The sequence below is a fragment of the Pseudomonas ekonensis genome (assembly GCF_019145435.1).
GTDB classification, from domain to species: Bacteria; Pseudomonadota; Gammaproteobacteria; order Pseudomonadales; family Pseudomonadaceae; genus Aquipseudomonas; species Aquipseudomonas ekonensis.
In genome coordinates, this window is the sequence record NZ_JAHSTS010000001.1 from 2879263 (window position 1) to 2891621 (window position 12359).

General features: G+C 64.8%; 12 protein-coding genes. 2 read left to right on the top strand and 10 right to left on the bottom strand.

Annotated features, from left to right (window positions below; translation table 11 throughout):
* Positions 1 to 4 precede the first annotated feature (4 nt).
* From KVG96_RS12620 to KVG96_RS12655, 9 genes are all read right to left on the bottom strand, one after another.
* Positions 5 to 262, bottom strand: a complete 258-nt coding sequence (locus KVG96_RS12620) for a hypothetical protein (protein ID WP_217892373.1) — start codon at positions 260 to 262, stop codon at positions 5 to 7.
* Positions 259 to 471, bottom strand: coding sequence for a hypothetical protein (locus KVG96_RS12625; RefSeq protein WP_217892374.1), 213 nt, complete (start codon positions 469 to 471; stop codon positions 259 to 261). The genes KVG96_RS12620 and KVG96_RS12625 overlap by 4 nt, the downstream gene beginning before the upstream one ends.
* Positions 472 to 588: 117 nt before the next feature.
* Positions 589 to 714, bottom strand: coding sequence for a hypothetical protein (locus tag KVG96_RS27625; RefSeq protein ID WP_264082371.1), 126 nt, complete (start codon positions 712 to 714; stop codon positions 589 to 591).
* A gap of 210 nt (positions 715 to 924) precedes the next feature.
* Positions 925 to 1104, bottom strand: a complete 180-nt coding sequence (locus tag KVG96_RS12630; protein ID WP_085586952.1) for a hypothetical protein — start codon at positions 1102 to 1104, stop codon at positions 925 to 927.
* A 156-nt stretch (positions 1105 to 1260) separates the two neighbouring features.
* Positions 1261 to 2436, bottom strand: a complete 1176-nt coding sequence (locus KVG96_RS12635) for a lactonase family protein (protein ID WP_217892375.1) — start codon at positions 2434 to 2436, stop codon at positions 1261 to 1263.
* Entirely contained in the window at positions 2423 to 2716 is a 294-nt protein-coding gene (locus KVG96_RS12640; RefSeq protein ID WP_217892376.1) for a DUF5629 family protein, read from the bottom strand. The genes KVG96_RS12635 and KVG96_RS12640 overlap by 14 nt, the downstream gene beginning before the upstream one ends.
* 265 nt (positions 2717 to 2981) lie before the next feature.
* On the bottom strand, positions 2982 to 4562 hold the full coding sequence (locus KVG96_RS12645; RefSeq protein WP_217892377.1) for an aldehyde dehydrogenase (NADP(+)): 1581 nt from the start codon (positions 4560 to 4562) through the stop codon (positions 2982 to 2984).
* Between the two features lie 9 nt (positions 4563 to 4571).
* A complete protein-coding gene (araD1, locus tag KVG96_RS12650) occupies positions 4572 to 5564 on the bottom strand; it encodes an AraD1 family protein (RefSeq protein ID WP_217892378.1) in 993 nt (330 codons plus the stop codon).
* A gap of 59 nt (positions 5565 to 5623) precedes the next feature.
* Complete coding sequence (locus tag KVG96_RS12655; protein ID WP_217892379.1) at positions 5624 to 6946, bottom strand: MFS transporter; 1323 nt, start codon at positions 6944 to 6946, stop codon at positions 5624 to 5626.
* A 193-nt stretch (positions 6947 to 7139) separates the two neighbouring features.
* Between KVG96_RS12655 and KVG96_RS12660 the strand changes: the two genes are divergently transcribed.
* Both KVG96_RS12660 and KVG96_RS12665 read left to right on the top strand, forming a co-directional pair.
* On the top strand, positions 7140 to 8876 hold the full coding sequence (locus KVG96_RS12660; RefSeq protein WP_217892380.1) for an IlvD/Edd family dehydratase: 1737 nt from the start codon (positions 7140 to 7142) through the stop codon (positions 8874 to 8876).
* A 188-nt stretch (positions 8877 to 9064) separates the two neighbouring features.
* Complete coding sequence (locus tag KVG96_RS12665) at positions 9065 to 9784, top strand: FadR/GntR family transcriptional regulator (RefSeq protein ID WP_217892381.1); 720 nt, start codon at positions 9065 to 9067, stop codon at positions 9782 to 9784.
* 176 nt (positions 9785 to 9960) lie between these two features.
* On the opposite strand, the gene KVG96_RS12670 is transcribed toward KVG96_RS12665, so the two are convergent.
* Positions 9961 to 12345 (bottom strand): efflux RND transporter permease subunit, encoded by a 2385-nt coding sequence (locus KVG96_RS12670; protein ID WP_217892382.1) that lies wholly within the window; start codon positions 12343 to 12345, stop codon positions 9961 to 9963.
* Positions 12346 to 12359 lie beyond the last annotated feature (14 nt).

Here is a 12359-nt window from a genome sequence, read left to right on the forward strand (position 1 = left end):
GGGTTCAGGCCAGCACTTCACACATGCCGATGGCCGAGCAATCCACTTCGAACGGCCCGAGGAAATCACGCTCGGACTTGACCGGCGGATTGCCGGCCAGCAGCCCCAGGGCGTTGGCCCGTTCGATGTTGTGGGCGATGCTGTGGTTGGCCTCTATGGCCCGGGCCAGACCGCCGACCGAGCCTTGGCCGAACCCCAGCAGCGAGGCGCCGTTGGTCATGAACGCAAGGCCGGCGATGATCCAGAGTCTGTAGCCTTTCATGCTCCGCCGACTCCCGCCAGTTCAGCCCCGTCCACCGCCCCGCCGTGGGAACGGAGTTCGGACTGGATGCCGGGATGGGCGACCTGGATCGGTGCGTCGAAGCGGTGCTGCGACTGCGAGACGAGGCTGACGGACAACACCATGGCCAGGTACAGACCGATGGCCAGGTAAGCGCCGCGTTTGGCGTAAGCGATGAGGGGACTGGCCATGATGCGGACTCCGTGGACATGTTTCGAGGCCCACAGAATCGATCAAAAAAGCCGAAGTAACCATTCAGGGTTATCCATAGTGACCATCAGCTTCGTTGATCATTAAGCCGATCTATCTCAGCCTTCAATAATACTCATGAGGCGTTCGAACGCCGCTTCCGGCTCGCCGACGACAGGCTCGGCGGCCGACAGGATGGGGGTGGAATAGAGAAACAGGAGTACCAGGGCCAGACGCATCGCCATGCTGTCGATCCTTATGCGGGAAGGAGTCAAAAAATCAGCGTCAACTTTACGTTCATGGCTATGTGATATCAAGCGCAGACATTGAAATACGCCTGATGCTGTCGCAAACGGTTATGCAGGAGCGACATCACTGTTGCGGCCAACGCTTGGAAACGTAGGGCGGCGTCAATGACTTCGCTCCTGCATAACGGGTGCAGTGCGGGAAGGGTTTCAGTGTTGGGCTTTGTGGTCCAGAGCGGCGTAGAAATTGGCGCTCTGTTGCAGGTACTTCTGGGTGTAGCTCTGGGTGTGGGATTTCTTGTCGCTGACTTCGACACTGGCGCTGGCTGGCAGGGCCACGGAAGCGGAGATGGCGGACGCGGCAATCACGGAAAAGAGATTGAAGTTCATGGCGGTAACCCTCGTGTTCGGTTGGCTTGCTTGCCCGTTCGGGCCGTGAAGCAAACTTAACGCTCGAGGGTCCGCCGCTTGAAATGCTTTATGGCATTAGCTGTTATCAGCGCGATTAATACAAAGGCGCAGGCCCCGCGAACCGGGGCCTGCGGCTCATTGACGCAGCAGGAACTTGAGGTCGCTCGGGGCATCCATCGGCAAAGTCTGCACGACTTTGCCCAGCAGACCGGTCTTGTCGTCGCGCTCGAGCACGACGATGCCGTTGCTCTTCTGGTTGGCGATCAGCAGGAACTTGCCGGTGGGGTCGAGGCTGAACTCACGCGGGTGATCGCCCTCCACCGAGCGCCGTTGCAGCTCGCTGAGCTTGCCGCTGGCCGGGTCGATGGCGAACACCAGCATCTGGTTGGCCGTGCCCCGGTTGCTGACGTACAGGAACTTGCCGTCGGCGGATGCGTGCAAGGCGGCTGCGGCCTTGTCCGAGGTCGGCTGGCCGGCCGCCAGGTCCACCAGTTGGGTCTGGGTCAGCACGCCGTCGCGGTAGTCGAACACCGCCACTTGGGCGCTCATTTCCATGGTCAGCCAGGCGTGCTTGCCGTCGGCGCTGAACAGCAGGTGACGCGGGCCGCTGCCCGGCGGCAGGTCCACCGACGCGGTTTTCGCCGGGGTCAGCGGCAGCTCGGGGTTGGCCTTCGGGTCGTAGCGGTAGATGAAGACCTTGTCCGCGCCCAGGTCATTGGAGAACACGTAGCGGCCGTCCGGCGAAGAGACCGTGGAGTGCACATGGTTCGACGCCTGGCGCTCCGGGTTCACCCGGCTGGCCGGGTGGGCGCTCATCTGCACCACCGGCTTCAGGCGGCCGTCGCTGCCCACCGGCACCACCGCCAGCGTGCCGCCCGGATCTTCGGCCACCGAGTAGTTGCTGACGAACAGGTGGCTGGCGTCACCGCTCAGGCTCGAATGGGTCGGCTCGTTGCCCAGGCTCTGCACCTGGTTGATCAGGCTCAGGGCCTGGGTCTTCGGGTTGATCGCATAGCTGCTGACGCGGCCCACCGGGTCTTTCTGGCCGGGGCCGTTTTCGTTGACCACGAACAGCTTGCGCTGATCCCTGGACAAGGTGAGCCACGACGGGTTGGCGCTCTTGACCACCTGCAGCGGGTTGGGCCCGATGCGGCCGGTGGCGCTGTCGAAGCTCATCCGGTAGATGCCCTGGCTCGCGCCCGCGGTGTAGGAGCCCACCAGCAACTGGAAGGTCTCGGCCGAGGCGCTGGAGAGGCCCATCGCGCCGACGCTGCCGGCCATCAGCAGCGGCCAGAACTTACGCATCTTCATGGGCGTCATCCTCATCGTCGCCGCCGAAGGCGTCGAGGCAGACCAGGCGGTGTTCGCCGCTGTCGCCGACGATCAGCCAGCTCTGAAGGGATTCGTCGAAGGTCGCGGCCTTGACCTGGTCCGGGGTGAATTCCCAGTGCTTGGACAAACGCCCGTCCATGCATTCGATGTGCAGGTTGTCGACTTCGTCGAGGGCGAATTCGAAGGCGTGGAGGCCGTCGATTTCGACCATGGCGCAATGTTCGAGGGCGTCGAGAAGGGAGTTGGGTACGGCAGTCATGGCAATCATGTCTTTCAGGGGGAAAGCGGCAATGATAGCTCAATGTGAGGCTGGATCCTCTGCCGGAACGTGGGTCGGCACAGAGGCCGACCGTGCCGGCCCCATCGCTTGCAGGCAAGCGTCCACAAGGTTCTGCGGTGAACGCAGTGGCTGCATCCGACCGGATCCCCTGTGGGAGCCGGCCTGCTGGCGATGGCGGCGTGTCAGTCAACGCGTTTGTCGACTGTCGGTACGCCTCGCAAGCAGGCTCGCTCCTGCGGGTTTTTCAGAGGGCCTCGCGCGAGGGCCTGCCGTCCACCAGGCGCTGGATGCGCAGCGGATTGGCGTTCTTCAGCGGCTCCGGCAGCAGGTGGTCGGGGTAGTTCTGGAAGCACACCGGGCGCAGGAAACGGTCGATGGCCAGCGTGCCGACCGAAGTGCCGCGGGCATCGGAGGTCGCCGGGTACGGCCCGCCGTGCACCATCGAATCGCACACCTCGACCCCGGTCGGATAGCCGTTGAGCAGGATCCGCCCGACCTTCTGCTCCAGCAGCGCCGTCAGTTCCGGGAACTGCGCGAAGTCTTCCGGCTCACCGATGAGCGTCGCGGTGAGTTGCCCGTGCAATCCGTTGAGCGCTTCGTTCAACTGCGCCCGGCCTTCCACTTCGACGACCACAGTGGCCGGCCCGAACACTTCCTCCTGAAGCACTTCATCGCCCTGGATCAGCAACCGCGCATCGGCCTTGAACAACTGCGGCTGCGCCTGATTGCCTTGCTGCGCGCGCCCCGCCAGGTGCGTGATGCCTGCGTGGGCCAAAAGCTTCTGCAAGCCCTTGCCGTAGCTGGCGAGGGTGCCGGCGTTGAGCATGGTCTGCGCCGGCTGGTCGGCGATCAGCCCGGCCAGTTGCGCCACGAACCCGCTGAACTGCGGCGAACGCAGGCCGATCACCAGGCCGGGATTGGTGCAGAACTGGCCGCAGCCCTGCACCACCGACGCCGTCAGGTCGCGGGCCACGGACTCCGTGCGGACGGCCAGCGCCTGCGGCAGCACGATCACCGGGTTGATGCTCGACATCTCGGCGAACACCGGGATCGGCTGCGGGCGTGCGGCCGCCATGTCGCACAGCGCCCGTCCGCCCTTGAGCGAACCGGTGAAGCCCACGGCCTGGATCGCCGGATGCTTGACCAGCCATTCGCCGACGCCGCCGCCATAGATCATGTTGAACACGCCCGCCGGCATGCCGGTCTTCTGCGCCGCACGGATCAGCGCGTCGGCCACCCACTCGGCGGTGGCCATATGGCCGCTGTGGGCCTTGAACACCACCGGGCAACCGGCGGCCAGCGCAGCGGCGGTGTCGCCGCCCGCCGTGGAGAACGCCAACGGAAAGTTGCTGGCGCCGAACACCGCCACCGGCCCGAGGCCGATGCGGTACTGGCGCAGGTCCGGACGCGGCAGCGGCTGGCGCGCCGGCAACGGCAGATCGATCCGCGCCCCATAGAAATCGCCCCGGCGCAGCACCTTGGCGAACAGGCGCATCTGGCCGCTGGTGCGGGCGCGCTCCCCTTGGATCCGCGCCGCCGGCAGCGCGGTTTCGCGGCAGACCACGGCCACGAACCCGTCGTCCAGCGCGTCGAGCTCATCGGCGATCGCATCCAGGAACTGCGCCCGGCGCTCTGCGCTGAGACTGCGGTAGGCCGGGTACGCGGCGGCGGCCGCTTGGGCAGCGGCGTCCACCTCCTCCACCGTCGCTTGGGAGAAACCGTAAGGCAGCGGTTCGCCGGAGCTGGCGTCCACGCTCTGCAACTGGAGGCCGCCGGCGGCGCTGCGACGCCCGCCGATGTAGTTGAGGCCGAGAATCTGAGTCATGTGATCTCCTTAAAGGGTGCCGATGCTGCCGGGGGCGAAAACCGCATCGATTGGCGCGATGCCGTTGACCAGCGGCGCGCCGAACTCGGCCTGGCTGATCTCGAACACGTCGCCCGGGCGGGTGCGGACACCGTCGGCGAACGACAGCGTCGCGGTGCCGAAGAAATGAATGTGCACATCGCCCGGCCGCAGGAACTGGGCGTACTTGAAGTGGTGGTATTCGAGGTTCGCCAGGCTGTGGCACATGTTGGCTTCGCCGCTGAGGAACTCGTTTTGCCACAGCGTTTCGCCGTCGCGCAGGATGCGGCTGGTGCCCGCCAGGTGCGGCGGCAGCTCACCGACCCGAAGCTCGGGGCCGAAACTGCAGCTGCGCAGTTTCGAATGGGCCAGGTACAGGTAGTTCTTGCGCTCCATGACGTGGTCGGAGAACTCGTTGCCCAGGGCAAAACCGAGGCGGTACGGTTTGCCGTCGTGTCCGATGACGTAGAGCCCGGTGAGCTCCGGCTCTTCGCCGGCGTCTTCGGCGAACGGCGGCAGCGGGAACGGTTGCCCGGGTCGCACGACGATGCTGCCGTCGCCTTTGTAGAACCACTCTGGCTGCACCCCGGCCTGTCCCGCCGCCGGTTTGCCGCCCTCCACGCCCCACTTGAAGATGCGCAGGGTGTCGGTCAGCGTCGCTTCGTCGCCGGCCTGCTGGTGCATCTTGTCCCGGGCCGAAGCGCTGCCCAGGTGCGTGAGGCCGGTGCCGCTGACCAGCAAGTGCGCCGGGTCCGGATGGTCGAGCGGCGGCAGGATGCGCAGCCGCTCCCGCAGTTCGGCGTAGTCGTGGCTGATGCCCAGACCAAAGGCCTGCACCTGCTGCGCGAGGCTGACGCCGGCCTCAATGGCCGCCAACGCCAGGTCGCGCACGGCGCGGACGTCCTGCACCTCCCGCGCCAGACCGCCCTCGACCACGCCGACGCGGCGCTCGCCGTTACTCAATTCGAATTGCACCAGATGCATGTGTTCTCTCCTGTCAACAAATGTCTGAACACCGGAAAACCTATGTCCGGCAGGTGGCGTCAGGTTCGCGTGGCGCCCCGCGCACTGGCGGCGAACTGATCCGCCGGCAACACGTGTCTGCGCTCAAGCACCCGGTAAACCACACCGGTCAGAATCAGTCCGAACACCATCACCCCGGACAGGAAGTACAAACCCGAGGCGAGGTTGCCGGTGTATTCCTTCAGCGCCCCGATCACGAACGGACCGATGTAGCCGCCCAGGTTGCCCACCGAGTTGATCAGCGCGATGCCCGCCGCCGCGCTGGCGCCGGCGAAGAACCGTCCCGGCAGGGTCCAGAACACCGCCGTGCAGGAAAACAGCGCGAACGCCACCAGGCACAGCGCCGCCAGCTGCATCGCCGGCAACGCCAGCCAGGCGCTGAAGAACAGGCCGAGCGCACCCAGCACGTAGAGCACCGCCAGGTGGCCGTAGCGGTCGTTCAGCCGGTCGGAACTGCGCGGCACGATCAGCAGGCCGACGATGCCGAAGAGGTACGGCACCGCCGACACGAAACCGGTGACCAGGTCGCTGCCGCCGAACTGCTTGATCAGGGTCGGCAGCCACAGGCCCAGGCCGTAGATGCTCAAGGTCACCGGCAGGTAGAACAGCGCCAGCAGCAAGACGCGCGTGTCCTTGAGCGCATGCAGCGGGTTGCCGTGGCGGGTCTGGCCGTATGCCTGCAGGTCCTTTTTCAGCTCGCCGCTGAGCCAGTCCTTTTCGGACCGATCCATCCAGTCCACCTGCTCCGGGCCGTCGGGCAACCAGCGCAGCACCGGCCAGGTCAGCAAGATCGCCGGGGTGCCGATGACGATGAACAGCCATTGCCAGCCGTGCAGGCCGAGGATGCCGTCCATGCCCAGCAGGCCGCCGGACACGGGGCCGGTGATCATCATGGCGATGGGCTGGGACAGGATGAACAGCCCGAGGATCTTGCCGCGGTGGCGCACCGGGAACCATTGGGTGATGTAGTACAGGACGCCGGGAAAGAACCCCGCCTCCGCCGCGCCGAGCAGAAAACGCATCACATAGAAGCTGTGCGGGCCCTGGACGAACGCCATGCCGATGGTGATGGCGCCCCAGGTGATCATGATCCGGGCGAACCAGCGCCGGGCGCCGAAGCGTTCGAGCATCAGGTTGCTGGGGATCTCCAGCAGGAAGTAGCCGATGAAGAACAGACCCGCGCCGAGCCCGTAGGCCGCGTCGCCGATGCCGATGTCGGCGCCCATGTGCAGCTTGGCGAAGCCGACGGCGGAGCGGTCCACGTAGGCGATCAGGTACAGCAGGATCAGGAAGGGAATCAGTTTCAGGGTGATGCGCCGGACAAGCCGCTGTTCCTGGCTCATGGGGTCGGTCTCCGATTGTTGTTGTTATGGAACCTCGGGGGATGCCTCGGGCGAACCTCGCCAGGGCCGATCCCCTCGTTGAAATCGACTATATAGTAATACTTATTAGGCGCCAATACTTCCATGTCAGACGCTTTTCGCTTAGCTTAAGCGAAAGCTCGCAAATAATAGTCTTACAATAAGAGAACCGATCATGTCTGATAAGAAACCCGCCCTGCGCTCGGCCCAATGGTTCGGCACCGCCGACAAGAACGGCTTCATGTACCGCAGCTGGATGAAGAATCAGGGCATCGCCGACCATCAGTTCCACGGCAAGCCGATCATCGGCATCTGCAACACCTGGTCGGAGCTGACCCCGTGCAACGCGCACTTCCGTCAGATCGCCGAACACGTGAAGCGCGGCGTGATCGAGGCCGGCGGGTTTGCGGTGGAGTTCCCGGTGTTCTCCAACGGCGAGTCGAACCTGCGCCCGACCGCCATGCTCACCCGCAACCTGGCGAGCATGGACGTGGAAGAAGCCATCCGCGGCAACCCCATCGACGGCGTGGTGCTGCTGACCGGCTGCGACAAGACCACCCCGGCGCTGCTGATGGGCGCGGCCAGTTGCGACGTACCGGCCATCGTCGTCACCGGCGGGCCGATGCTCAACGGCAAGCACAAGGGCAAGGACATCGGCTCCGGCACCGTGGTCTGGCAGCTCAGCGAACAAGTCAAGGCCGGCACCATCACGCTCGATGACTTTTTGGCGGCCGAGGGCGGCATGTCCCGCTCCGCCGGCACCTGCAACACCATGGGCACCGCGTCCACCATGGCCTGCATGGCCGAAGCGCTGGGCACCTCCCTGCCCCACAACGCGGCGATCCCGGCGGTGGACGCACGGCGCTACGTGCTGGCGCACATGTCCGGCATGCGTGCGGTGGAGATGGTGCGCGAAGACCTGCGGCTGTCGAAGATCCTGACCAGGCAGGCGTTCGAGAACGCGATCCGGGTCAACGCGGCGATCGGTGGTTCGACCAACGCGGTGATCCACCTCAAAGCCATCGCCGGGCGCATCGGCGTGGAGCTGGACCTGGACGACTGGACGCGCATCGGCCGCGGCATGCCGACCCTGGTCGACCTGCAGCCGTCCGGGCGTTTCCTGATGGAAGAGTTCTACTACGCCGGGGGCTTGCCGGCCGTGCTGCGGCGTCTGGGCGAGGCCAACCTGATTCCGAATCCGGACGCACTGACCGTCAACGGCAAAACCATCCGCGAGAACACCCAGGACGCGCCGATCTACGGTGAAGACGAAGTGATCCGCACCCTCGACAATCCGATCCGCGCCGACGGCGGCATCTGTGTATTGCGCGGCAACCTGGCGCCACTCGGCGCGGTACTCAAGCCCTCCGCCGCGACGCCGGCGCTGATGCAGCACCGTGGCCGCGCCGTGGTGTTCGAGAACTTCGACCACTACAAGGCGCGGATCAACGACCCGGCATTGGACGTCGACGCGGACTCGGTGCTGGTGATGAAGAACTGCGGGCCGAAGGGTTATCCGGGCATGGCCGAAGTCGGCAACATGGGGCTGCCGGCCAAGCTGCTGGCCCAGGGCGTGACCGACATGGTGCGCATCTCGGATGCGCGGATGAGCGGCACGGCGTACGGCACCGTGGTGCTGCATGTCGCCCCGGAAGCGGCGGCGGGCGGGCCTCTGGCGGCGGTGCAGGAAGGCGACTGGATCGAGCTGGACTGCGCCAATGGGCGCTTGCACCTGGACATCCCGGAGGCCGAACTGGCGGCTCGCATGGCCGATCGGCAACCGCCGCAACCGTTGTTGGTGGGGGGTTACCGTCAGCTGTACATCGACCATGTGCTGCAGGCGGACCAGGGCTGCGACTTCGACTTCCTGGTCGGTTGCCGGGGTGCCGAAGTGCCGCGCCACTCCCATTGACGCCACCGTCCCCTGTGGGAGCTGGCTTGCCAGCGATTACGGTCTTTCAGCTGACATTCCTGTTGACTGACACGCCGCCATCGCTGACAAGCCAGCTCCCACATTTGCTTTGTGCACCTGCCTCAAGATCGTGCCACGCCTGCTATGATGCCGGGCACCGCTCACCCCACAGGATCGCCCCGCTCCCCATGGATTACCGCAAACCCTCCGACCGCAAAAGCATGCATTCGCGCATCGTCCAGGAACTGGGCCTGCAGATCGTTTCCGGCCGCTTCCCGCCCGACGACAAACTGCCCGCCGAAGCCTTGCTGTGCGAGGAGTACGCGGTGAGCCGGCCGGTGCTGCGCGAAGCCACGCGGGTGCTGGTGGCCAAGGGGCTGGTGTATTCGAAGCCGCGGGTCGGCACCGTGGTCAAGCCGCGCCGCGAGTGGCACATGCTCGACCCGGACGTGCTGCACTGGCTGATGCAGAGCAGCCCGCAGAACGAGTTCTTCAATGTGCTGACCAGCGTGCGCAGCATCATCGAGCCCGCCGCCGCCGCCCTCGCCGCCCAGCACGCCACCGAGGCCGACATCGCCGCCATCGGCGAGGCCTACCGGCGCATGGAGGCGGCGCCGACCCCGGAGGCGTTACTGCAGCCGGACCTGGATTTCCACAGCCGCATCGCCGACGCCACCCACAACGACCTGCTCGCCAACCTGTGCAACATGCTCTCGGTGGCGATCGCCGAAGCGCTCAAGCACTCCAACCAGCGGCCGAACCTGCACGAACTGGCGCTGCCGCGGCACAAGGCGATCCTGACCGCCATCGAGAACCGCGACGCCCTCGGTGCACGGCATGCGACGCTGGTGCAGTTGGATGATGCGCGCAGTGCGCTGAGCGTGGTGCTCGGCACCGACCTCTCCTGAACGCCATAACCCTGTGGGAGCTGGCTTGCCAGCGATGAGGGCTTAACCTTCAACATTGGTGTGGCCTGTTATTCCGCTATCGCTGGCAAGCCAGCTCCCACAGGTTAATCGTGAACTTCGAGACATAAAAAAGCCGCAACCCTTGGGTTGCGGCTTTTTCGTTTCAGGCTCGCCAATCAGTGGGCGAACAGCGAATTGCCCTTCTGCCCCGCCAGCTTCTCAGGCTTGATCAGGAACTTCGCCAGCGCCGGCAGCAGCCACAGCGCGCCGAACATGTTCCACAGCAGCATGAAGGTCAGCATCAGGCCCATGTCGGCCTGGAACTTGATCGCCGAGAAGATCCAGGTGCACACGCCGATGGCCAGGCACAGGCCGGTGAACAGCACCGCCTTGCCGGTGGATTTCAGGGTCTGGTAATAGGCTTCCTGCAACGGCAGGCCGGCGCGCAGGAAACTTTCCAGGCGGCTGTAGATGTAGATGCCGTAGTCCACGCCGATCCCCACGCCCAGCGCCACCACCGGCAGGGTCGCGACCTTGACGCCGATGCCCATGAACGCCATCAGCGCGTTGCCCAGCACCGAGGTCAGCACCAGCGGCAGGACGATGCACAAGGTCGCCGCCCACGAACGGAAGGTGATCATGCACATGACCGCCACGCAGATGTACACCAGCACCAGGATGGTCAGTTCAGCCTGCTTGATGACTTCGTTGGTGGCCGCCTCGATCCCGGCGTTGCCGGCGGCCAGGATGAACTCAAGGCCTTCCTTGTTGTTGTCCGCGGCGAATGCCTGCACCGCCTTCACGGCACGGTCCAGGGTCTCGGCCTTGTGGTCGTTGAGGAACACCAGCACCGGCGCCAGCGAACAGTTGTTGTTGTACAGGCCGTCGGCCCGGGCGATGGAGTTGTTCAGCACGTCCGGGTTGCGCGACAGGGTCTCCCACTTCAGGTTGCCCTCGTTCATGCCCTTGATCATCTGCTTGGACACGGTCACCAGCGAGATCGCCGACTGCACGCCCTCGGTGTTCTGCATCTTCCACATCAGCTCGTCGATGGGCGCCATCGCCTCGTAGCGCGAGCAGCCTTCGGACTTGGTCTTGACCATCACCACCAGCACGTCGGAACTGGTGGAGTAGTTGCTGATGATGAAGTTGTTGTCCTTGTTGTAGCGCGAGTCCGGACGCAATTCCGGCGCGCCCTGGTCGAGGTCGCCGATCTTGAGGTTCTTGCTGTACCAGAGGCCGCCGCCGAAGGCGACCAGCGCGATCAGGATCGACACCGGCGCCACCTTGGAGCTGGCGAAGTTCGACAGCAGGCGCCAGAACGGATGCTCGCGGTTCGCATCCTTCTTGCTCTTGGCCACGGCGCGCTTGCTGATGCCGACATAGGAAATCGCCACCGGCAGCAGGATCAGGTTGGTGAACACGATCACCGCCACGCCGATGGACGCGCCGATGGCCAGTTCGCGGATCACGCCGATGTCGATGATCAGCAGGGTGATGAAGCCGACGGCGTCCGCCAGGATCGCGATCATCCCCGGCAAGAACAGCTGCCGGAACGTGCGCCGTGCGGCGGTCAGGGCGTTGTCCGCCTCGCTGGACTGCAAGGCGATGCCGTTGATCTTCTGCACGCCGTGGGAGATGCCGATGGCGAAGATCAGGAACGGCACCAGCATCGAGTACGGATCGAGCCCGAAGCCGAAGAAGTGCATCAGCCCCAGTTGCCAGATCACCGCCACCAGCGTGGTGCTCAGCACCGCGACGGTGCTGCGCATGCAGTGGGTGAACCAGTACAGCAGGATCAGGGTGATGACGAAGGCGACGCCGAAGAACATCACCACCATCACCAGGCCGTCGATCAGGTCGCCGACCTTCTTGGCGAAGCCGACGATGTGGATCTTGACGTTGGGGTTCTGCGCCTCGAACTTGTTGCGGATCTTGTCCTCCAGCTCATGGGAGAACTTGCGGTAGTCCAGCGCCAGCAGCTTGCCCTGGTCCTGCGGATCCGGGTAGGACTCCAGCAGCGGGATGTCGACGATGCTCGACTTGAAGTCGTTGGCCACCAGCCGTCCGACCTGGCCGGACTTGAGCACGTTGTTGCGCAACAGGTCGAGGCTGTCCTGGGAGCCGTTGTAGCTCTGCGGGATCACTTCGCCGCCGGCGAAGCCTTCCTCGGTCACCTCGGTCCAGCGCACGCTCGGGCTCCACAGCGACTTGAGGCCGGAACGGTCGACGCCGGAGATGTAGAACACCTCGTCGTTGATCTGGCGCAGGGTCTCCATGTACTCCTTGGAGAATATGTCGCCGTCGGTGGCCTCCACCGAGATCCGCACGGTGTTGCCCAGGTTCGCCAGGTCGTTGCGGTGCTCCATCATCTTCTCGATGAACGGATGCTTGAGCGGGATCATTTTCTCGAAGCTGGTGGACGGCCGGATCAGCGTGGCCTGCCAGAACAGAAAGATGCTGACCAGCACGCAGATCACGATCACTGCCGGGCGGTTGTTGAAGATCAGGCGTTCGAGGAACGTCGCCTTGTCCTGATGATGAGTGCTCAAGGAAGTCATAGCCCCGCCTTCTT

Coding starts and splice junctions, on each gene's coding strand:
- KVG96_RS12635 (WP_217892375.1), bottom strand. CDS start 2,436: ATGAAGATGCGTAAGTTCTGGCCGCTGCTGATGGCCGGCAGCGTCGGC.
- KVG96_RS12620 (WP_217892373.1), bottom strand. CDS start 262: ATGAAAGGCTACAGACTCTGGATCATCGCCGGCCTTGCGTTCATGACC.
- KVG96_RS12640 (WP_217892376.1), bottom strand. CDS start 2,716: ATGACTGCCGTACCCAACTCCCTTCTCGACGCCCTCGAACATTGCGCC.
- araD1 (WP_217892378.1), bottom strand. CDS start 5,564: ATGCATCTGGTGCAATTCGAATTGAGTAACGGCGAGCGCCGCGTCGGC.
- KVG96_RS12645 (WP_217892377.1), bottom strand. CDS start 4,562: ATGACTCAGATTCTCGGCCTCAACTACATCGGCGGGCGTCGCAGCGCC.
- KVG96_RS12670 (WP_217892382.1), bottom strand. CDS start 12,345: ATGACTTCCTTGAGCACTCATCATCAGGACAAGGCGACGTTCCTCGAA.
- KVG96_RS27625 (WP_264082371.1), bottom strand. CDS start 714: ATGGCGATGCGTCTGGCCCTGGTACTCCTGTTTCTCTATTCCACCCCC.
- KVG96_RS12625 (WP_217892374.1), bottom strand. CDS start 471: ATGGCCAGTCCCCTCATCGCTTACGCCAAACGCGGCGCTTACCTGGCC.
- KVG96_RS12655 (WP_217892379.1), bottom strand. CDS start 6,946: ATGAGCCAGGAACAGCGGCTTGTCCGGCGCATCACCCTGAAACTGATT.
- KVG96_RS12630 (WP_085586952.1), bottom strand. CDS start 1,104: ATGAACTTCAATCTCTTTTCCGTGATTGCCGCGTCCGCCATCTCCGCT.
- KVG96_RS12665 (WP_217892381.1), top strand. CDS start 9,065: ATGGATTACCGCAAACCCTCCGACCGCAAAAGCATGCATTCGCGCATC.
- KVG96_RS12660 (WP_217892380.1), top strand. CDS start 7,140: ATGTCTGATAAGAAACCCGCCCTGCGCTCGGCCCAATGGTTCGGCACC.